Source organism: Streptomyces gossypii, from assembly GCF_025165795.1.
GTDB lineage: Bacteria > Actinomycetota > Actinomycetes > Streptomycetales > Streptomycetaceae > Streptomyces > Streptomyces gossypii.
In genome coordinates this window covers 1-20,068 of record NZ_JAJAGO010000028.1, presented here as the reverse complement: position 1 = coordinate 20,068, position 20,068 = coordinate 1, and the positions used below count along the sequence as shown (strand labels likewise).

The 20,068-nt window shown below is 69.8% G+C and carries 16 protein-coding genes and 1 pseudogene; 5 read left to right on the top strand and 12 right to left on the bottom strand.

The genetic code is table 11. The annotated features are described in order from the left end of the window. Nucleotides 1-282: 282 nt before the first annotated feature. On the bottom strand, nt 283-483 hold the full coding sequence (locus tag LHJ74_RS33645) for an ATP-binding protein (protein WP_375546892.1): 201 nt from the start codon (nt 481-483) through the stop codon (nt 283-285). A 299-nt stretch (nt 484-782) separates the two neighbouring features. Here LHJ74_RS33645 and LHJ74_RS33640 point away from each other — a divergent pair, with 299 nt between their 5' ends. Continuing rightward, on the top strand, nt 783-2,018 hold the full coding sequence (locus LHJ74_RS33640; RefSeq protein ID WP_260222150.1) for an epoxide hydrolase family protein: 1,236 nt from the start codon (nt 783-785) through the stop codon (nt 2,016-2,018). 398 nt (nt 2,019-2,416) lie between these two features. On the opposite strand, the pseudogene LHJ74_RS33635 reads toward LHJ74_RS33640, so the two are convergent. The 10 genes and pseudogenes from LHJ74_RS33635 to LHJ74_RS33590 all read right to left on the bottom strand — a co-directional run. Next, nucleotides 2,417-2,584: pseudogene (locus tag LHJ74_RS33635) on the bottom strand (IS701 family transposase); the annotation flags it as partial. A gap of 190 nt (nt 2,585-2,774) precedes the next feature. Beyond that, the gene (locus LHJ74_RS33630; protein WP_260222148.1) at nt 2,775-3,629 is read right to left on the bottom strand and encodes an AfsR/SARP family transcriptional regulator; all 855 of its coding nucleotides are present in this window, start codon (nt 3,627-3,629) and stop codon (nt 2,775-2,777) included. Nucleotides 3,630-4,287: 658 nt separating this feature from the next. After that, nucleotides 4,288-5,136 carry an ABC transporter permease gene (locus tag LHJ74_RS33625; RefSeq protein WP_260222147.1) on the bottom strand — a complete coding sequence of 283 codons (849 nt, stop codon included), beginning with the start codon at nt 5,134-5,136 and terminating at the stop codon, nt 4,288-4,290. Next, the gene (locus tag LHJ74_RS33620) at nt 5,133-6,068 is read right to left on the bottom strand and encodes an ABC transporter ATP-binding protein (RefSeq protein WP_260222146.1); all 936 of its coding nucleotides are present in this window, start codon (nt 6,066-6,068) and stop codon (nt 5,133-5,135) included. Before LHJ74_RS33620 ends, LHJ74_RS33625 begins: the two co-directional genes overlap by 4 nt. Next, nucleotides 6,061-7,089 carry an LLM class flavin-dependent oxidoreductase gene (locus LHJ74_RS33615; protein WP_260222145.1) on the bottom strand — a complete coding sequence of 343 codons (1,029 nt, stop codon included), beginning with the start codon at nt 7,087-7,089 and terminating at the stop codon, nt 6,061-6,063. Before LHJ74_RS33615 ends, LHJ74_RS33620 begins: the two co-directional genes overlap by 8 nt. A gap of 6 nt (nt 7,090-7,095) precedes the next feature. Further along, nucleotides 7,096-9,897 (bottom strand): type 2 lanthipeptide synthetase LanM, encoded by a 2,802-nt coding sequence (gene lanM, locus LHJ74_RS33610; RefSeq protein WP_260222144.1) that lies wholly within the window; start codon nt 9,895-9,897, stop codon nt 7,096-7,098. Beyond that, nucleotides 9,894-12,080, bottom strand: coding sequence for a peptidase domain-containing ABC transporter (locus tag LHJ74_RS33605; RefSeq protein WP_260222143.1), 2,187 nt, complete (start codon nt 12,078-12,080; stop codon nt 9,894-9,896). The genes lanM and LHJ74_RS33605 overlap by 4 nt, the downstream gene beginning before the upstream one ends. Continuing rightward, on the bottom strand, nt 12,077-15,154 hold the full coding sequence (locus LHJ74_RS33600; RefSeq protein ID WP_260222142.1) for a type 2 lanthipeptide synthetase LanM family protein: 3,078 nt from the start codon (nt 15,152-15,154) through the stop codon (nt 12,077-12,079). Before LHJ74_RS33600 ends, LHJ74_RS33605 begins: the two co-directional genes overlap by 4 nt. Nucleotides 15,155-15,280: 126 nt before the next feature. After that, nucleotides 15,281-15,454 carry a class II lanthipeptide, LchA2/BrtA2 family gene (locus LHJ74_RS33595; protein ID WP_260222141.1) on the bottom strand — a complete coding sequence of 58 codons (174 nt, stop codon included), beginning with the start codon at nt 15,452-15,454 and terminating at the stop codon, nt 15,281-15,283. Nucleotides 15,455-15,535: 81 nt separating this feature from the next. Continuing rightward, nucleotides 15,536-15,709 (bottom strand): plantaricin C family lantibiotic, encoded by a 174-nt coding sequence (locus LHJ74_RS33590; protein WP_260222140.1) that lies wholly within the window; start codon nt 15,707-15,709, stop codon nt 15,536-15,538. Between the two features lie 505 nt (nt 15,710-16,214). On the opposite strand from LHJ74_RS33590, the gene LHJ74_RS33580 reads away from it, so the two are divergent. The 4 genes from LHJ74_RS33580 to LHJ74_RS33560 all read left to right on the top strand — a co-directional run bounded on the left by LHJ74_RS33580 (nt 16,215) and on the right by LHJ74_RS33560 (nt 19,844). Continuing rightward, complete coding sequence (locus LHJ74_RS33580) at nt 16,215-16,358, top strand: DUF397 domain-containing protein (RefSeq protein ID WP_260222139.1); 144 nt, start codon at nt 16,215-16,217, stop codon at nt 16,356-16,358. Nucleotides 16,359-16,365: 7 nt separating this feature from the next. Beyond that, on the top strand, nt 16,366-17,721 hold the full coding sequence (locus LHJ74_RS33575) for a pentapeptide repeat-containing protein (RefSeq protein ID WP_260222164.1): 1,356 nt from the start codon (nt 16,366-16,368) through the stop codon (nt 17,719-17,721). Between the two features lie 970 nt (nt 17,722-18,691). Then, nucleotides 18,692-19,102 carry a hypothetical protein gene (locus tag LHJ74_RS33565; RefSeq protein ID WP_260222138.1) on the top strand — a complete coding sequence of 137 codons (411 nt, stop codon included), beginning with the start codon at nt 18,692-18,694 and terminating at the stop codon, nt 19,100-19,102. 229 nt (nt 19,103-19,331) lie between these two features. Next, complete coding sequence (locus LHJ74_RS33560; protein WP_260222137.1) at nt 19,332-19,844, top strand: gamma carbonic anhydrase family protein; 513 nt, start codon at nt 19,332-19,334, stop codon at nt 19,842-19,844. A 79-nt stretch (nt 19,845-19,923) separates the two neighbouring features. On the opposite strand, the gene LHJ74_RS33555 is transcribed toward LHJ74_RS33560, so the two are convergent. Next, complete coding sequence (locus tag LHJ74_RS33555; RefSeq protein ID WP_375546893.1) at nt 19,924-20,046, bottom strand: MerR family transcriptional regulator; 123 nt, start codon at nt 20,044-20,046, stop codon at nt 19,924-19,926. Between the last annotated feature and the right edge of the window lie 22 nt (nt 20,047-20,068).

Genomic DNA, 20,068 nt, shown 5'->3' with positions numbered 1-20,068 from the left:
GGCCGTTCGACGATCACCGACAACAGCACGCGTACTTCGCGAATCTGTAATTTCGGCATGTTCTGGCCGTGGCCGAACATTCTGCGGTACGACCCGGGCCTTGCCACAAGCCCCCCAGTGCGCTATAGGTTGAGAGTGGCAAGGAGTGGATCTGCTCTTTGCCCTTTGTCATTCCGCAGCTGACGGCGCACCGTGAGGCGGAGGCGTCACTGCCGCCCCGCTCCCCCTGCGGTCACCTCGCGTATCCGGGCAGTGCGTGGTCACGCGCCGGGGACCGACGGTTCACTCCGCGACGCCCCACTCGGTGGCCAACTCCTCGACGAGCAGCAGGCCGTGACCACTCTCCGCGCGTTCGCGCAGCAGCGTGCGGACGGGCAGACGCTCGTCGCGAGCGTCGGACACCTCGATGCGGGCGGTACCGGCGGTCGAGGCGCGGGCATGGCCAGGGCGGACGTGCTCGACTGGTTCGGCGCCGGCGCTCACCGGCCCGGGGGCAGCTCGGCCCACACCACCGGCAGGCACTCGCCGCGTCGCTGCCCGCACTCCTTAAAATGGCCCGGCTCGCAGCCCTAAGAGCCCCTGACAGAATGGGCGGTCGATCAGCTTGCGGCGTCTGGTGCGTGCGCTCGCAAGGCGGAGGATCGTCCTCGTACTGGGCGTACATGGACGACTCCGACAACGCGGCGAGCGCGCGTGCCAGGCGTCGCAAGCCGACCGCCCATTCTGCTAGGGGCTCTGAGCCAACGACACCGCTTCCGCCTACCCGGTAAAGGGACCACGCCATGACCACCCCTCGCTCCTTCCCCCCGGAGCCCACCCCGATTCATGTGTCCGACGACGCCCTCGCTGACCTGCGCGCCCGTCTCACACTGACCCGTCCACCGCTGGACGAGGGGAATGGGGACTGGTCCTACGGCGTCCCGGACAGCTATCTCCGTGAGTTGCTCGCCTACTGGCGGGACGGCTACGACTGGCGCGAGGCCGAGGCCGCCATCAACGCCTACGAGCACTACCAGGTGAGCGTCGCCGGTATCCCCGTGCACTTCATGCACAAGCCCGGCCGCGGCCCGCGCCCGATACCGTTGATCCTCACCCATGGCTGGCCGTGGACGTTCTGGCACTGGTCGAAGGTGATCGATCCGCTCGCCGACCCGGCCGCGTTCGGCGGTGACCCCGCCGACGCGTTCGACGTCATCGTGCCCTCCCTGCCCGGCTTCGGCTTCCCCGGCCCGCTCACCGGCTTTCCGGACGTCAACTTCTGGAAGGTCTCCGACCTCTGGCACACCCTGATGACCGAGACCCTGGGGTACGAGAAGTACGCCGCCGGGGGCTGCGACATCGGCGGGATCGTCTCCAGCCAGCTCGGCCACAAGTACGCCGACGAGCTGTACGGCATCCACATCGGCTCCGGACTGCCGCTCGACTTCTTCACCGGCCCCCGCGCCTGGGACTTCGCCCGGAATCGGCCCCTCACCGACGACCACCCCGCCGACGTCCGCGCCCGCACCATCGAGCTGGACCACCGCGCGGCGTCCCACCTCGCCGTGCACATGCTCGACGGCGCCACCCTGGCCCACGGGCTGAGCGACTCACCCGCCGGTCTGCTCGCCTGGCTGCTGGAGCGCTGGAACGCCTGGAGCGACAACGGCGGCGACGTCGAGTCCGTCTTCACCAAGGACGACCTGCTCACCCACGCCACGATCTACTGGGTGAACAACTCCATCGCCACGTCGATGCGTTACTACGCCAACGCCAACCGCTACCCCTGGGCCCCCGCCCACGACCGCACCCCGGTCGTGCGGGCCCCGGTCGGCCTCACCTTCGTCACGTACGAGAACCCGCCCGGCATCCACACCGCCAATGAGCGCGTCCGGGCGTTCAAGACCGGGCCGCAGGCCGATTGGTTCAACCACGTCAACGTCAACGCCCACGACCACGGCGGCCACTTCATCCCCTGGGAGAACCCCGACGCCTGGGTGAGCGACCTGCGCCGCACCTTCCACGGCCGCAGGCCCTGAACCACCCGAACCCCTCTTGCGAAGGGCAGTCCGAACCGGGCCAACCCCTTGGAACAGCGCTTGGACTTGACGGGCTTTCAGGTGCTGCGGGCGCGGGCGCGACCCAGCCGCATCGGACTGGGCGAACGGCTGGGCTACGGCCCGGACATGATCGCCTCGACTGTTCAGGGACGGCGTCGCGGTGACACGAGCCGCTGACGCGGGGGCGTGCGCTCGCAAGGCGGAGGATCGCCCTCGTCATGGGTTACTCGGGCGACTGAAGACGACGCGGCGAGGAGGGTATCCCCAGGGCCGAGGGGACACGTGCCAGACGCCGCGGGCCAGGCGGGACTTCGACTCGATGCTGGGACGGACAGGACTGGAGATGCGGTTGAGGAGCCGCCGTGCCTCGTTCATGGTCACGGGTATGCGGGACTGCTCGCCACCGGTTTTGTGATCTCCTTTTCTACCTCCGCTCGCAGAATGGCGAGGAAGGCGAGGGCAGCCATGGAGAGAGTTACATGCCGGTACCAGGCTGTGTAGCTGCGGACCTGGTAGTGATCGAGTCCGGTCTCGTTCTTCGCGGAGGCCCGGATCTTCGGAAGGTATAGCACCCGGTCTGTCAGGGCACTCCCTTTCTCGGAGCCGTAGGTATGGAAGACTCCTACCGGGGAATTTTCGATCCGGGCGAATCGAACCACGAAGTCACCGAAGACAACTGACTACTCGTCAGTTATCTCCTCGCACGCAGCAACCAACGACACCGCGCAGAGAACGTCACGGAGTGTCGTTGCAGTAGACCCGCTCCCGGACGGGGCCGTCTCCGGAGAGGAGGGGTTCGGCGTCCGGGCTGAGGGCGTGCGCGGCGACCAGGCGGCGGGCCTCCTCGGCGTTCCAGTCCAGCGCGGCGCGCTGCATCGCCTCGACGCGCGGGGGCAGGCAGAGCCCCAGGTCGTCCGCGAAGAGCCGCTGGCAGCGTCCGATCGCGCTCAGCGCGCCGGCGGCGTTGCCATGGATGCAGTGCACCGCGGCCAGCAGCTCCCACAGGCCCTGCCGGTACGGCGCCTCGGCGACGGCGCTCTCGATGCGGTACGCCAGCAGTTCGGTCCGGTCGGCGAGGGCGAGGGCGGCGAAGAGGTCCTGGTAGGCGTCGAAGCGGGCGCTGTTTATTCCGGTGGCGTGTGCGTCGAACCACCGCGTGGGCGGCAGGTCCCGCCCGAAGGGCGCACGCCACAGAGCCAGGGCCTTCTCCAGCACCGCGACCGCCTCATCGACCTCGCCGCGCATCAGCAGGGTCCTGCCGCGCCGTGCCGACATGGTGAACAAGTGCAGGTCGAGCTCCTCCGAGCCGACGTAGAGGGTGTATCCGCTCCGGCTGCCCCGGTACGTCTTCAGCCGGTGGCTGAGCCCGGGGACGGCCGCGTCCAGGCTGCGCCGCAGGCCGGTCAGGTGGCTGCGGATATTCGCCGTGGCGGAGGCCGGAGGATCGTCCCACAGCAGCTCGGACAACTCGCCGATGCCGACGGACTGCGGGGCCCGCAGCAACAGTGCGGTGAGCAGCGCCCTCCGCGTCGGCGAGGCGATCTCGTCAGTTCCCCCTATTTCCAGCGGACCAAGGATGTTGAAAAGCATGTCCCCCGTCTTTCATCAGTCCAGAGAGCCAGAGAGGCGTATTCCGCACTGTCTTCGCACGCATCAGCGCACGCGAAAAGAGCGCGGAAGTTAGACCCTGCACACTGCGAACGGGCAGCGGAGGGCCGGACACAGGCGAAGGGTGACGATATCGATGCCGATCCAGGGGGCTGCTGCTATGCCTCCTGTCCCCCGTCACCGGAAAAGCACCTTGGTCAATTATTGACGTTTCCACGGGAGGACGGGTCTGTCAACGGGTGGCAATGGGGAAGGAGTTGACAGGTGTGCCGTGTGGTGTGGCACAAAGTGTGCCACTGAACTTGAATGGGTGCTGTCGGGGCAGGATGGGCATGACCGAGCGAAGCGGATCTGCCGGCGCTGCTGCGCGAGCTCGACGATCCAAAGTGGCTGGGATGGCCGCAGCACTACGACCGCGGCGGGACCGCGGCCCCTTCGGCGCTCTGGCGGCCCGGCTCGAAGGAGGCTTCGCGCCCGCCGCACGGTTGAGCAGTTGTCTGTGTGAGCAAGTTCGGTCCGCCGGCTCTGGGGACGTTCGACTGAGGAATCTCCTCAGTCGAATTGTCGGCCTTCGGCCTCGGCGATAGATTGCCGGGCTCTTCTGCACATCCGAGGCCGAGGGCCTCCTGCAAGGTACGGTTCAGGCGTCTCGGCGCCGTACGGCCGCATAGCCCGCCGCCGCCGCGAGCAGCGCCCAGGCGGCCAGTACGGTCATGCCGCTCCAGGCGCTCAGGACGGTGCCGCTCGGCGGCTCCTGGTAGAGGGCGACGTCGCCGGCCGCGTCGGGGAGGAACTGCGCCACCTTCCGAACGCCGGGAATGTTGTTCAGAATCGTCGAGAGCATGAAGAACAGCGGGATGAGAATCCCCAGGGTGAGCGCCGAACTGCGCAGGACGCTCGCGAGGCCCATGGCGAACACACACAGCAGCGTCGTGTACAGCATCGCGCACACCAGGACGCGCGGCACCCCCTCGTCGGTGAGCCCGACGCTCGAAGGGCGGCCCAGGGCCAGCTGCGTGGCGAAGAAGCTCACGCCCACGACGACGAGGGACACGGCGCACGCCGTCACCGTGCCGGTGAGCAGTTTCGCGCCGTAGAAAACAAAGCGGCGCGGCACGGCCGCCAGGGAGCTGCGGATCGTGCCCGAGGTGTACTCGCTGCTGACCGTCAGCACGCCGAAGGCGACCAGCGCCAGCATTCCGAGCCGCAGCCCGCTGAGGCCGGTGGAGAGGGGGTCGAACTTCGCCCGTTCCCGCGCGTCCATCCCCTCCAGCGAGGGACCCATGAAGAAGCCGGTGAGCAGCGCGACGGCCACGCTCAGCGCGGCGAAGAGCGCGAGGCACCACATGGTGGACCGGAGGGTCCGGATCTTGGTCCATTCTCCGGCCATGGCCGACGGCAGGCCCACGGACAGGTCGGCCGACGCGCCTGCCGGCCGCCCCGGCCCGGCCGCCGGCGTGTCCGTCTTCGCATCTGCTGTCGTCGTCATCGTGCCACCTCCGGCATCGGCGCCGTGTCCCCGTTCGCGCGGAACTCCACAGACCCGGCCGTCATCCGCATGAACGCCTCCTCCAGGGAGGCCGTCCGGGGACTGATCTCGTACACCGTCACCTGGTTCTCGGCCGCCAGCGCTCCCACCGTCTCCAGAGTCGTGCCGGACACCTCCAGGGCTCCGTCAGGGCCGTCGTCGGTGCGGACGCCCTCGGACATGAGGACCGCGCGCAAACGGTCCGGCTCCGGGGTGCGGATCAGGATGTACGAGCGGGAGTTGCGGGCGACGAAATCGTCCACGGAGGACTCCGCGAGCAACCGCCCCTGTCCGATGACGACGAGGTGGTCGGCGGTCTGCGCCGTCTCGCTCATCAGATGGCTGGAGACCAGGACCGTCCGGCCCTCCCCCGCCAGCCGGCGTGCCAGTTCGCGGAACCAGACGATGCCCTCGGGGTCCAGGCCGTTGATCGGCTCGTCGAAGAGCAGCACTCGGGGGTCGCCGAGCAGGGCCGCGGCGATGCCGACCCGCTGCGACATGCCCAGCGACAGGCCACCGGCCCGCTTCCGGGCCACGCTCGCCAGCCCGACGGTCTCCAGGACCTCGCCGACCCGCGTGTCGGGGATGCGGTTGCTGCGGGCGAGGCCCAGCAGATGTCCCCGTGCCGTGCGTCCGCCGTGCAGCAGCCTGGCGTCCAGCAGGGCGCCGACCGCCGCCAGCGGGCGGGGGTGTTCCTCATAGGGCCTGCCCTCGATCAGGACACGGCCGGAGGTCGGCCGGTCGAGGCCGAGCATGGCGCGCAGGGTGGTGGTCTTGCCGGCGCCGTTGGGGCCGAGGAATCCGGTGACCCGGCCCGGCTCGACGCGGAAGGAGAGGTCGTCGACGGCGAGGGTCGATCCGTAACGCTTGGTCAGTCGCTGGACTTCAATCATCGGAGCACTCTTCCGGGTGGCCGGGCACCGCTTCCAGTATCCGTTCGAGATCCCGGACGGCGGCGCGCAGGCCCTTGTTCAGTGCGACGCCGGTGGTGTGCAGCACCACTTCGTCGACACCGATCGCGCGGTACTCGTCGAGCCGTGCGTGGATCTCCTCCACGGTTCCGTAGAGGAACACCCCGCCGTCCACGAGCTTCTTGGCATCGTCCGGACTGTCGTCGCCTTCCAGCGCGATGCCGGATCTCCGTAGCGCGTCGCGATAGTGCGGCGCCCGGAGATGTGCGCCGCAGCCGGCGTGCGCCAGTTCGGCGGCCGTACGGTCGGGACCGGAGAGTGCGACGGGGACGTACGCGGTGACCTTCGGCGGACGCGGACGCGCGCTCGGGTCCGCGCCGGCGTCCGCGTCCGCGCCCTCCTGGACGCGGCTCTCCGCGCCCTTCCGCAGCGCGGGCAGCAGCGTCCCGTCCAGGTACGACGCGCTGCCGAGCCAGGTGACGGCCGCGTCGGCGACCTCACCGGCCAGCAGCGCCATACGTTCACGGAGTACGCCCAGACCCACGGAGACCGGCGGCGCGGGGAGGTCCACGAGCCGCGCGCTCGTGGCGAACTCCGCGCCGGACACCCGCGTCTCGCCACCGGCGAGGAGACGGCGCACGATCTGCACGTACTCCCGGCAGGCGCCGAGCTGGCTGGCATAGCGCCTGCCCTGGAAACTGCGCTGCCCCGCGGGCCCGCCGGGGCCGAAGCACGCGACGACGGACCGCCCGGTGGACAGCGCGACGGAACGGGCCTCCATGGCCGCCTGGTACGGCGACCGGAGCGGCATCAGGGACACGCCGAATCCGCTCGGCACCCTGATCCCCAGCCCGGCGAGCCAGGTCATCAGATGGTGGCTGTCCAGCATCAGCCCGTGGCCCTGCCAGAGCCGGTGGACCGCGGTCCGCTGGGTCAGGACCGCGAACGGGACCGCCTGCTCCGGCCGGGCGATGTTGGGCGGGAGCACCAGCGAGTAACGCACTCCGCATCAGCCCTTCGACGTGAAGGCGACCGGGATCGGCGCCCCCTCGGAGGCGGTGCCGGAGGCGTTGTGCAGCAGGAGATCAGTGTCGCCGACGCCGGCCCAGCCGAGCATGTAGCCCGGCAGCGAGGAGCGGCCCCGGGCCCCGGTGAAGAAGCCGTGGGCGCGGGCGATGCCGAGGACCTGCTCCTGGTAGGCGTGCGCTCTCTCCAGCAGGGAGGTGTCGCCGAGGATACGGGCGGTGGCGATCAGCGACTGGACGACGCCGCTGCTGCCGTGGCAGACCGACAGGTCGACGGCGCGTCCCGCGGGCAGCCGGGTCGCGCTGTCCACCAGGGCTTCCAGCCGTCGGCCCGTGAGCCACTCCTGGCGCCCGGCCGAGGCCAGGATCTCCGCCGAGGCCAGCAGCATACCGGCGGCGCCCTTGCACCACCCGTGGTGCGGCGTCTCCTCACCCGACTCGGAACGGGCGACGAGCCAGTCGGCCGCCTCGCGGGCCAGCGACGGGTCGCCGAGGACCCGGCCGATGCGCGCTGTGGCCCAGCGCAGCCCCAGCCCGCCGTGCGCGATGTCGAACCAGGCGGCCTCGTCCAGGCCGTCCCGGTGCGACAGGACCAGGTCGGCCAGCGAGCCGAGCCTCTCGGCGCCGAGCGGCACCTCGGCCGTGCCGTGCTCCACGTGGGACAGCAGGACCATCAGCGGTCCCGCGGGGCCGTTGGCCAGGTCGGTCACCAGGTCGCCGGAGGCGGCGCGTTCGGCGGTCCTGCCGAGAATCCGCTCCAGCCAGTCCGTGTCCACCTCGGAGGGGCGCGTCAGCAGCAGCGAGGAGGCGCCGGTGAAGGCGGATTCCGCGGTCTCCAGGAGGAAGTCGTCGCGGAAACCGAGCATGGAGGTGAGGCCGCGGTCGGCGGCGCGCGCCGCATCGCCGAGGGTGCTGTCCTGGCGGGCCGCCCTGCCGAGGAAGGTGGCGATGCCGCCGAGGTCGTGGAACGAGATGAAGTCGCCCGCGGTGACCGTGGGGGCGCCCCGGTCCGGTCCGATGCCGCCGAGCCAGCCGGACTCGGTGCCGTCAGGGCCCTCGTGGGTCACGCTGAGGTCCGAGAGCGTGCCGGCGATGCTCCGCCACCAGCCGCCCGCTTCGGCGTCGGCGAGCGCCTGGCGCCCGAAGACGCTGTGGGAGGACAGGCCCGCGGAATCGTCGTCGCCGATCAGTTCGCTCAGCAGCTCTTCCAGCAGGAACCGGTGGTAGCGGTCGGAGCGGTCTCCGTTGAGAGAGACGCCCAGGCGCGCGGCGTCGTCCGGGGTCATCTCGAAGTACCCGGGGTAGCTGGCCCGGTGGGTGGCCAGCGCGACCGAGTCGGACCAGGTGAGGAAGAGCGGCACGTTCCCGGTGTTCAGCGCGGCGTGCTCCTGGTCCGCGACGAACGCGGCGGCCTCGGGCGCCACGGTGTCCGGGAGCCGCGAGACGAGGCCGAACAGGCGCTTGGCCTCGGCCGGGTCGGAGAGGTAGTTCGGATGGCTGGAGGCGTCCAGGAAGCGGCCGTACACCATCGTGGGGCGCAGCACGGTGCGCACCGGAAGCCCCTGGTGGGCGTCGAGGATCTTGCCGACGGCGTCGCTCCGGACGAATGCGAGCGCGTCGGTGTAGCCGGAGGCGATGTCCTCGAAGTGGTCGACGGCCGACAGCCGGGTGTCGCCGAGGCGCGGCACGTTGTCGCTCTGCTCGATGACCACGTGCTCCCAGCCGACGCTGATGCCGTCCGACTCCCGGTCCTGGACGATGGGCCGCTTCAGCTTCGACTGCTGGGCGTGGGTGGCCCCCGCGCCCGCCAGGTCGATGTCGATGTGCGACTGCGGGTTGGCGACCGGGAGGAGCATCGTGGAGACCACGGAGAGCTTGAACTGGTTCGTCAGGGTGGACGCCAGGGAAGGCTCCAGCGAGGTGATGTCGGCCCGGAGCATCGTCTCCGTGTCGAGCAGGCAGGGGTGCTCGCCGCAGGCCGTCAGGTTCTCGTGGTGGAGGTCGCACGCGCCGATGGCACTGAAGATCGCGCACAGCGCACCGAACCGGTAGAAGTAGCGGGCCGGCTCGTCCGGCTCCGTCATGGCGCGCGGCGCGGCGAACTGCTGCCAGCCGTGCGAGCCGACCGTGACGGAGAGCGGTATGCACTGCTCCAGGGAGTGGGCCAGATGCGGATCGGCCGCCGCGTAGAGCTCCCGCACGAAGCGGTCCGAATCCAGTGCCCGCGGCTTGAAGGCCAGCCTGGTGCCGCTGGCCAGCCGCACGATGAAGACCTGACGGTTGTCGTTGTGCGCGTCCGAGCCGGTGGCGACGGCGCGGACGATGGGGTCCTCACCGTCCGGCCCGGGGGCCACCAGCCCCGCGGCGCGCAGTGCGGCACCGTCCTCGGCGTATGCGGTGAACATCTCGGCCCAGGCGGCGAGCATGTTGCGCAGGATCGTCGTGAACCGCTCTTCGTACACGGGGTACTTGGCGAGGATCTCCCGGCAGTTCCCGGGGTCGGCGAGGTGCCGCTGGAACTGCTGGAGCGCCGTGTCGTTCTCCGTGCTCAGGGGCAGGCCGCGCTCCTCCCGGAAGGCGTGGAATTCGCCGACCAGCATCCGGAAGGAGCTGTCCTCGATGGTGATGACCAGCGTCAGCCAGATACCGCTGAGCACTTCTTCGACGTGCTCGGGCGCGGTGACCTTGCTGATCCGCTCGCGGAGCGCGTCCTCCACCATCCGGTCGGGGGCCAGATGCAGATAGAAGGGGCGGAATGCCGGGATGGAAACTTCGGGTTCGGTCATGCGGGTTCTCCTCCCACGAGAACGTCGACGGGCTTGTCCGTATAGAGGTCCGCGTACACCGCACCCGTGGCGAGCAGTTCCGCGTGACTGCCCTGCTCGACCACGCGCCCCTTGTCCAGTACGTAGATCCGGTCGGCGGCTTTGATCGTGGAAAGCCGGTGGGCGATGATGACTTGGGTCGCGCCGATGTCCCGGATGATGTCCGAGACACGCCGTTCGTTGATGGTGTCCAGGGAGGCGGTCGCCTCGTCCAGCAGCAGGATCGAGGGGCGTTTCAGGAGCGCGCGGACGATTGCCAGCCGCTGTCGCTGACCGCCGGAGAAGTTGTCCCCCATTTCCGAGACCATGGTGTTGAGCCCCATGGGAAGCTCTTCGACGAAGTCGAGGATGCCCACTTCGGCGCAGTACTCCCGCACTCTCTCCGGCGGAATGTCCTGCCCCAGCGTCAGGTTCTCCAGGATGGTCCGGTTGTGCAGGTGGACTTCCTGGGGGATGTAGCCGATCTGGCAGCGGAGCGCGTTCTTGTCGTACTCCTCCATGTCGTGACCGCCGAACGACACCGAGCCGCGGGTGGGCTCGTAGAGGCCGCAGATGACGCGGCCGAGGGTGCTCTTTCCGGAGCCCGAGGCACCGACGAGCGCGACCTTGGATCCGGCCTCGATCTCCAGCGAGATGTCGTGCACCACGAGTTCGCTGTGCCGCGTGTAGGCGAAGCTGACGTCCTTGACGCTGATCGCGGTCGAGGGGAGTTCCGTGCGCGAGCCGCCGGGCGACTCCGAGTCGGTGCCGGCGATGTCGTTCAGCCGCGCCATGTACCGGGTGACTTCGGCGAACTCGGTGAAGGTCTGGAAGATCGAGTTCGACAGCGCGAAGTACGTCGCCGAAACGGCCTGCACGGCGATCCCCTCGCCCAGGGATATCTGGCCGTGGCTCACGAAGTACAGGCTGCACAGCAGCAGCACCATCGGGCCGAACATCTGGGTCGTGCCCGTCACACCCGCGATCCGCCCCTGCTGGAGCCGCATCCGGGCCTTCATGGCCTCCAGCGAGGAGGCGTAGGTCTCGCTCCAGCCGTCGATGAACTCCCGGGCGTAGCCGCCCATCTTGATGTTCGATATCCCGACGATGGCGTCCAGCTGGGTGGACTGGCTCTTGCTCAGGTGGGCGATCTCGGAGTCGACGACCTCGGCCACCCGCAGCCGCGTCTTCAGCAGATAGCAGGCGTTAAGCAGGAACAGCGCGGTCGCGATGAGGCCCAGCCGCCATTCGACCACGAGCAGATAGATGTTGACGCACACCAGGGTCCCGATGTCGAGGACGCCCTGGGCCACGCGCGAGGACAGCAGATCCCGGATCGAGTTCACGCTGTTCAGCCGGAACAGCAGCTCACCCGGTTGTCGGGTGGAGAAGAATTTGTAGGGCAGCGAGAGCAGCTTGCTGAAGGTGTGTGTCATCAAGTGCTGGCCGAGCAGTGCCACCAGCGACGACAGCACGAGCACCCGGACGAGCTGGAGCGCGAAGTAGGCGATCGCCACCCCCAGCACGGCGGCGAGGACGAGCCCCAGGCCGTTCAGGTCCTGCCAGCGCGTGGACTCGTCGACCGCCCACTCGGTGAGCATCGGAATGCCGAGCACCGCTCCGTAGCCGCTGAAGGACAGCACGGCGACCAGGGAGATGCGCTTGCGGGAGCCGTCCGCGAAGAGCGGAATGGTGCGCCATTCGGACAGCGGCTTCTTCCGCAGCAGCTCGAACTCCGGGCCCACCTCCGCCGAGACCACGATGCCGCTGAACCCGGCCTCCAGCTCCTCGCGGGTCATCCGGCGCCGTCCGACGGCCGGATCCATCACGATGGCCTTTTTGCCGTCGAACTTCTCCAGGACCAGGAAGTGGTAGTCCTCCCAGTAGAGGATCACCGGCGAGGAGAACTTTTCCAGCGCCGCGACGCTCTTGGCGCGGAAGAGCCGCGCGTCCATGCCGCGCGTCCGGAGGAACCGCGCGAGCTGGCCGGCGCTCAGACCGTCGCGGCCCGCCTCCATGTCGCGCCGGACGCTGGAGATGTCCTCCGCGCGTCCGTGGTACCGCAGCAGGGCGACACAGCAGCACAGCCCGCACTCGGTCTGGGTGACCTGGGTGACCGTGGGCATACGGCGCGCGTGGCCACGGCGGGCGGGGAAGAGACTCATATCCGGTGCTCCTCCACGGTGAGGGTGACCGGCGACACGCGGATGCCGGGGTCCAGCCGATTGGCGAGGTGCAGAGCCACGCCGGACGTCCCGACCAGGAGACTGCTGGTGTGCGCGTACCGGCTCTTCGGGTCGGCGAGCTTGCGCCGGAACACCTCCGGGGTCAACCACGTGGACTCGACGGCGGCGATCTCCTCGCGCAGCCGCCCGTCCGGGTCGCCCGTGTCGCGCACCAGCTCGCGCAGGATGTCGTGGTTGCCCAGGTCGCCGTGGCACCAGGTGATGTTCCGGCCGAAGCCGTGGCGGAGCATCGTGCCGATGGCTGTGTCCCGCTGCCGCAGCACGTCCTCGTCCCCGGCCAGCGCGCCGTACGCAGAGAGGCCGAGCGCGACGCCCGCGGTCCCGTGGCACCAGCCGGTGGAGAATCTCCCCGGCGACGCCATGTTGGTGAACCAGTCCCGCGCACCCGGGTCGTAGAACGCGCCGAGCCGGTCGTACAGCCGCGCCAGCGCGTCCTCGACCGCCTGCCGACCGTCCGGCAGCCGCGGATGTGCCCGGCTGAGGACGGCGAGGAGCCCGCTGATGCCGTGCGCGCATCCGGACTGGGCGAGTTCGGCGGGGTTCCGGTCCACGCGCAGTGCGTCCGTCAGCAGCCCGGCGAGTTCCGTCAGCGCGGCGTCGGAGTGCGGACCGCCGATCGCCAGCACGCAGGACAGCACCCCCGCGAGTCCGCTGATCGCGTCCAGCGGCAGCTCGTCCGGCTGCTGGCCGCGCACCTGGTCGAGCGCCAGCGGCAGCGCCTCCTGCGCCGCGCCGGTCCAGTCGTCCGCGCCGAGCAGCCGGCCGGCAGCGGACAGCGCGAACAGCAGCCCTGCCAGCCCCGTGTAGCCCGCGAACCCGGCCTGCTGGAGGCTGCGCCTCTCGTACTTGCGGTCGGCGAGGATGTCGGCGGTGGTGGCGAAGACCTGCGTGGCGAGGTCACGATAGGCGGCGTTGTCCAGCACGCGCCCGCCCGCCGCCAGCGCCAGCGCGGGTCCTGACCGCCCGGTGTAGAGGTCGTAGCCGAGCACGGTCGGGGGCCAGGGCCTGTCGACCTGCGCCGACGCGCTCGGCCCGATCCATGTGGGAGGCAGGTGCCCGTACTTGTCGGGCAGCGAGGTGGCGAGGAGCTGGGCGCAGAGGCTGTCCAGGAGCAGGTCCGGCCGGGCGCCGCCCCCCGTGCCGTCGTATCCCGGGCCCTCGGACAGTGCCGGCCCGGTCGGTGCCGGGACCCGCCTACCGGCCGCCGCGTCCGGCGTCGCCGCCTCGGGGCCCGCCAGATGGTCGTCGGGAAAACGGGAGGCGAAGGCCGAGTAGAGGAGCCTGAGCTGCTCGCCCAAGTCGGACTCGGACAGCTGCGCCGCCTTCTCCAGCGCCAGGTCGAGCGGGGATCCGTCGAACTCCGCGCCGGTCGGGGTGCCGTCGCCCTCCTCCAGCGCGACGCCCGTGGCGGCGACGGTGAAGTAGGGGACGTCGCGCCGCGCGAGCTGGCGCAGCTCGGAGTGCACGAGCTGCTGCGACGAGTTCTTGCTGGCGATCGCGATCCGCTTCAGCAGCGCCAGATAGGGCTCGTAGCCGTCCAGGGACTTCGGGCTCGACGTCATCCGCAGCGTCTGCCCGTACAGCAGCGTCGGGTTGTGCACGTACCGCACCCGCATGCCGCCCGCCGCCTCGCGCAGCAGTGCGCTCCAGCCCTCCGGGTCGGCCAGCACCGCGCGGTAGACCCTGCTGAACCCGGCCGCCATGCGTGCGCCCAGGCCATGGGTCTCGTCCTCGGTCAGCGCGCCCGCGACCGTCTGCCGGGACTGGCCTTCCTGCGTCTGAAAGGCCAGCCGCATGTGGTCGGTGTAAGGGTCGAGGAAACGGACCGTCTTGAACGGGGAGTTGCCGCGCCCCTGTCCGCCGAGGAAGCCGAGGTCGACGTGGCCCGCGTCCTCGTCCTTGCCGACCATGACCAGCGGCAGGATGCCGATGCCGTAGAGGGACTGACCGAGCGTGTCATAGGCGTTCCCCGGCGCCTCCGGCGTCGGCCCGGCGTGCAACCGCTGGGGGTGCAGGATCGTTTCCAGGTCGATGGGGACGGGGCCGCGCCGCGTCGGCACGATGTTCTCGAAGTGCATGTCGCGCGCGTTGAGGAGATAGAGCACGGCGGCCAGCTCGCCGCTCGCGTCCATGAACTCCCCGGCCGTGGCGGAGACGTCCTCGGTCGGAACGAACTCGACGTACCCGTACCGGTCCCGCTCCAGGACCGGGGCGGCTTCCAGCGAGGTGCCGAACCGGTCGTTGAGCCGGCGGGCGAGCGCGGCGTACGCGGCCTCGCAGGACACATCCCTGGGCTTGTAGACCAGCCGCGCCCCGGAGGCGAAGCCGAGCACGGACACGCTGCGCCCGCGGTTGTGCACATCGCCTTCGGAGAAGCCGCAGGACACGATCCGGTCGGTGGGCTCGATGCCGAAGACGCGCGCGATGCTTTCGCGGTCGGTCCGCAGGCGGCGGCAGAGCTCGCGCACGCTCTCCGCCTCGTACGTCAGCACGGTCCGCGTCACATCGCGCAGCACCGGGAACGACAGCCCGCTGACCTCCTCGAAAGAGGTGCGGGCCGCCCGCTCGACGAAGTCGTCGTAGCGCTCCTGGGGGCCCGCGCCGGAGAGCAGCCCCTGGGCGCGCGCGTGGTTGACGGCGGCGACCAGCGGCCTGGTCCAGATCTCCCGCACCCGGGACTCGGCACGGTCGAGCACCTGCCGCAGCGCCGCGCGCGGATCGTGGAACAGGTCCGCGAACGGACCCAGCGGATCGGAGTCCGCGACGGCGGCGGCCACGGTTCTGACGATGTGCTGGAAGGGGAACTCCTCGGGCTCGCCGAGCCACTCGTCCACGGCCGCGCGCGGCGCGGTGTCCAGCGGGGCGGCCGCCGGAGACGGTGCGGCGTCCCGCAGCGCGCCGGTGATCTCCTCGTCGCACGCTGCCAGCGGTGCGATCCTGGCCTCGACTTCTGCGCTGTCGAACTCCGGATAATACGTGGCTGGAGATGTCACGGTCTTCTTGTACTTCCTCTCCGCGCGGACCCGTGGAAATGGCAGGCTGTTACGAAATGGGGGCCCGGGGCAGGGGCCCCCATTCCGCTGACTGTGCTTAAGCGCTCAGTCCGCCGTGCGGCCGGTTCAGCACTTGCTGCTGCAGGCCGACGTGGGGCAGATCGAGATGGTCGCAGCGGTGATGCAGGTCCAGGACGACGTGGTCGCCGGGGACGTGCCGCCGAAGGCCTCCGAGTCGGCCAGCTCGATCAGCTCGGCCTCGTCGTAAGCGCCGAGCAGGTCCTGCTTCTTCTCCTGCATGAGAATCCCTTTCCGGATCGGTCGTTCTCGTGGGTCAACTGGTCAGTGCTTTAATGCGTCTGAGCAACCGCATGTCAGTTGTCAGTTGCAGGTGCGCTGGCATTCCTTGGTGAGGGTGCACCACCAGCCGTCGTTGCCGGCCGCGTCGCTCAGCGAGAAGGTGTTGGTGCTGCACGCGCCGTACGCGACACCGTCAAAGTCCTGCTCGGAGATTTCCTCCAGCAGAGCAATGTCGCCCTCGTACTCGTGGCTCATTGGGCCTCCTTGGTTGTGGACGTGTACCGCCGGGCCGAAGGCGTTCCGCATGCTCCGGACCGGCGGCTGCGCCCACCCTCCCCGCCGCCCGTTCGCCCCCGGCATCGCTCCCGCACAGGCCCCGCACGAGCCCCGCACAGGTATGCGCACCGGCTCCGCATATGCCCCGCATGCGGGCACAGGAGAATCGGGGCCGGTCCTCAAGGAACCGGCCCCGATGGGCGGACAGATCGTCGGGGAACGTCCGAACTCCGCTGTGCCCCAGCTACACCGCGCTGCACATCCAGCCCAAGGAGACGGGAGCGAAGTGGTCGCACATCAACTCCATAAGCCCCGCGGGCATGGTCCACCCCCCGTTGGCCACTGTCCTTCGAGCTGGCAGCGAACACGCACCCCACCCACCTGACGACGTGAGCAGCTTGCAGCTCAAGTGTGGAATGCTGCGATCACAGGCGCTGTCTCCCGGCCAGAGCACGGGCCTGCTGGACGGACTGCAAGGAGTCCCATGAACACCGCGGCACGACCGCACGACCACGCCACCGCCATCCACATCCGCGACTCCAAGCCCGACCCGGGGTCCGGCCCCACTCCCACCGTTTCGCCCGCCACCAAGACCGCCTTCATAACGCCCCGTGCCGCCCGCCCCTGAGCAGAGCGTGGACGCCGAGAGCGTCAGACGGGAGATCCTCGACGAAGGCGCGGGACCAGAGCCGTACGTCCTGCGCGACGCCCGCGTCAGGGGGGCGTTGCGGCTCGACGGAGCCGAGATCCGGCGGGCCGTGCGGTTCGAGGCGTGCCGGTTCGACGAAGTCGTCAGCCTGGAGGGCGCGACGACGCTCGGCGTGGGCGTCCTCGGCTGCACGCTGCCCGGGCTGAGGGCGTCAACCACCCGGTTCGGAGGACGGCTTGACCTTCGCCGGTCGACCATCGGCGAGCGCGACGGGGCCGAGAGCGCCGTGGACCTGGTGCACGCCGACATCGCGGGCGGGGTACGGCTCGACGGAGCGCTTCTGGTCGCGCCGGGGCGGGTGGCCCTGGGAGGGGGCGGGCTCGTCGCCCGGGGCGGCGTCTTCTGCGAGGACGGCTTCGTCGCGGAGGGCGAAGTCGGCTTCCCCGGAGCTGAGTTGCCGGGCGGACTGTGGATGCGCGGGGCACGGATCAGAGTCGGGGCGACGGACGCGCTCGCGTTCCACGGAGATGCCGTGAAGGCATCGACCGTGCGACTCCAGGGCCTGCGGGCGGACGGCCGGATACGGCTGCGCAGCGCGCAGGTGGACGACCTGCTCTCCCTCCAGAACGCCGAACTCACCGGATCCGGCTCGTCGTTGATGTGCGTGGGGATGCGGACCGAGGCGCTCGACCTGCAGTTCGCCCGACCGCCCGCAGGCGGCGTGAACCTGTGCAACGCACACGCGACCCGCCTCCAGGACGACCCCCGCACCTGGCCCGCGACGCTCGGCCTGGACGGATTGACGTACGACTGGCTCGGCGAGACTGCGGGCACTCGCCGCGCGGACGTGACGAATCGGCTCGCATGGCTGCGCCACGAGCCGGTCTACGCGCCGCAGCCGTACGAGCAACTCGCCTCGTACTACCGGCGGTCCGGGCACGAGGACGAGGCGCGCCGCGTGCTCCTCGTGCGGGAGCGGCGACGCCGGGCGACGCTCGGTCCAGCCGGGCGGGCCTGGGGCTGGCTGCTCGAAGCCACCGTGGGGTACGGATACCGGCCGTGGATCGCGGGGATCTGGCTCGCGGTGCTCACGCTGCTCGGCTCGGTCGTCTTCGCCGCGCACACCCCCGTACCGAACAAGGAGGGCGAGGGCGCGCCGTTCCACCCCGTCGCGTACGCCCTCGACCTGATGGTGCCGATCGGCGGGCTCGGCCAGCGGGACGGCTGGCACTGGGACGAGGGGGCCGTACAAGGGCTCGCGTACGGGCTTGTCGCGGTTGGCTGGATCCTGACGACGACGGTCGTGGCGGGCGTGACGCGGACACTGAGTCGCAACACCTGACGGCGAGGCGGTGGGCGGCATGACGGCGTGGTCGGCCGGCCCGGACACGGTGAGCAGCCGCCGCCCTTGATGGGAGGAGAGCAGGCCGTCGAAGTCGTCAAAGACCACCCCGACGTCGAGATCGGATTCAGGCAAGATGCCCTCGACGATGAACAGGAACGTGGCCAACTCCTCGACGAGCAGCAGGCCCTGACCGCTCTCCGCGCCTTCGCGCGGGGGCATGAGGACAGGCAGGGACTCATCGCGAGCGTCGGACACTTCGATGCGGGCGGTACCTGCGGCCGGGTCGAGAGTCAGGCCGAGGTGGAAGTCCCGTCCGGGGACGTGGCCGTGGGTGACGGCGTTGGCGGCAAGCTCACCGATGAGCAGCGCGATGGTGTCGGCGGCCGTCGAACCGTAGGGGATGCCCCAGGCGTCGAGCTGCTCGAAGGCCAGCAGCCGGGCCGGCCGCGCGCCACGGCGGGTCGAGCTGAACCGCATCGCGAAGACGCCGGGGACGAAGGGCAGTTGGGAAGGAGAGTTCGGTGCAGTCACGCAGCAAACCGTGACGGTCGTCACCCTCGGTCAGCCATCGACTCTTTACGTACGACCGGTCTCTGTACGCATCTGCTCGGTAGCGCGTACAGCGTGTCCGACCGCATCGTGCTAGGCCGAGCGGGAAGGCTGGGTCATGGCTATACCACGATATGGTGCGCTGCGGAGGTGCGAAGCATGGCGGGTTTACCGGAGGAGTGGCGGCACAGGGCGGTGGTGGCCCTCGGAGCCGCCGCGCTGACGATCCTGGCATCGTCTTGTTCCTCTCACGGCGAAGGGCCCGCCCCGCAGCCTGAAGGACTTCGAGGGGATCTGCGACAACGGTAGGCTGCGAGAACGCGACGACAAGTCCTACACCGTCAGCCTCGATGAGGCCGCGCCCTATGGCAGCGAACCTCCTCACCCACTGGTGTCCTTCCCCGAGACGGAGGCCGATTTGAACGTCGCCCTCCGTGAACTCGGGAGTACCCGCAGGCCCGCACCCGAGGACGTCGAGCTGGTCGCCTGCGCCACCGTTGACCGTATGAGCGACCAAGAGGTGAGGTCCTGTGAGTACTACGACGGTCGGCTTGGCTCCTACCACGAACGCTCCGCCGTCGCCTCCGTCACGTACTACCAGGGCAAGATCCTCGCCAGGGTCTACGAAGTCCGCACCACCCGCTACATAGGCTCCGTCACCCTGAAAGGCCCCGACACGGCCAAATGCGACTCGTCGATACGGATCACCATGCCCAGTGACGGCGCGGAAGCGGACGAGTCCTACGACAGGCACATCCTCACCGAGCCGAGCCGGAAGGCCCTCACCAGGGCGCTCGGCGACTTCGTGGCAGGCCGCCCTCACGAGTAGGCCGAGAACGAGCACAGCGCCCGCACCAGCAGATGTCTCGGCGAACGCGTCGTCTGAAATCCGCCAGCATGCTCGCGGTCGGTCGGGCGAGAATCCGCTCATGCTCACTGAAGCGCAGGGAATCCGCATCCGGCACCGCGGATGTGAACCGCAGGTCCATCCCACCGCCTACGTTGCCCCGACAGCCACGCTCGTTGGTGATGTCCGCGTGGGGCCGAGGGCGCGGGTGATGTACGGTGCGGTGCTCGATGCCGAGGGGTCTCGGATCGAGGTCGGGGAGGCGGCGGTGATCTGCGAGAACGCGGTGTTGCGCGGGTCTGCGGTCGCCGGCGATCAGCCGGTGCTTGTCGACGACCACGTCTTCGTGGGGCCGCATGCCACGCTGCTGGGCTGCGAGGTCGGCAGGTGCGTCTATGTGGCGACCGCGGCGACGGTCCTGCAGTGCGCACGGTTGGGGGCCGGCTCGGTTGTCGCTGTCGGCGCGCTCGTCCATGCGCGCACCGTTCTGCCGGACGAGTACTTCGTGCCGCCGCACACCGTGGCGCTTGACGCGCCGGTGCGGCTGCTGGCGCCTGGCGATCCGGGCCTGGCCGAGGCCGTCAGGCGGGTGGGTTTCGCGCAGGTGGCGTTCGGCGTCGACGCGGAGTGGACCGACCGGATCAGCCGGTACGAGCACATCGCGGAGGTGCGCGTCGCCGAGTTCGGCACGCACGCGGACGATGAGGTTCTGAATCTCGGCTAGCTGTGCCGTCTCATGAGGTTGGTGCCATGGTCATGATCATTAGCTCCCCGGCCGATCCGTGCTCAATCATCCCGCGAAGCTAGCGGGTTCCCGCCTCGCGTCCGCCCGCGTCCCGTCCAGGGTGCAGCAGGCCCTTCGACTCCCAATGCCGCAGGACGTGCGTGGCCACGCCGAACCGTGCCGCAAGAGCGCCGATGCTCATCACACCGGCGCCGCTGTCTTCG

Bases quoted from the DNA above. Each gene is read 5' to 3' on its own strand.
- LHJ74_RS33580 (WP_260222139.1), top strand. From the start codon at position 16,215: ATGAACACCGCGGCACGACCGCACGACCACGCCACCGCCATCCACATC.
- lanM (WP_260222144.1), bottom strand. From the start codon at position 9,897: ATGACCGAACCCGAAGTTTCCATCCCGGCATTCCGCCCCTTCTATCTG.
- LHJ74_RS33555 (WP_375546893.1), bottom strand. From the start codon at position 20,046: ATGAGCATCGGCGCTCTTGCGGCACGGTTCGGCGTGGCCACGCACGTC.
- LHJ74_RS33595 (WP_260222141.1), bottom strand. From the start codon at position 15,454: ATGCAGGAGAAGAAGCAGGACCTGCTCGGCGCTTACGACGAGGCCGAG.
- LHJ74_RS33625 (WP_260222147.1), bottom strand. From the start codon at position 5,136: ATGACGACGACAGCAGATGCGAAGACGGACACGCCGGCGGCCGGGCCG.
- LHJ74_RS33630 (WP_260222148.1), bottom strand. From the start codon at position 3,629: ATGCTTTTCAACATCCTTGGTCCGCTGGAAATAGGGGGAACTGACGAG.
- LHJ74_RS33620 (WP_260222146.1), bottom strand. From the start codon at position 6,068: ATGATTGAAGTCCAGCGACTGACCAAGCGTTACGGATCGACCCTCGCC.
- LHJ74_RS33590 (WP_260222140.1), bottom strand. From the start codon at position 15,709: ATGAGCCACGAGTACGAGGGCGACATTGCTCTGCTGGAGGAAATCTCC.
- LHJ74_RS33605 (WP_260222143.1), bottom strand. From the start codon at position 12,080: ATGAGTCTCTTCCCCGCCCGCCGTGGCCACGCGCGCCGTATGCCCACG.
- LHJ74_RS33640 (WP_260222150.1), top strand. From the start codon at position 783: ATGACCACCCCTCGCTCCTTCCCCCCGGAGCCCACCCCGATTCATGTG.
- LHJ74_RS33560 (WP_260222137.1), top strand. From the start codon at position 19,332: ATGTACGGTGCGGTGCTCGATGCCGAGGGGTCTCGGATCGAGGTCGGG.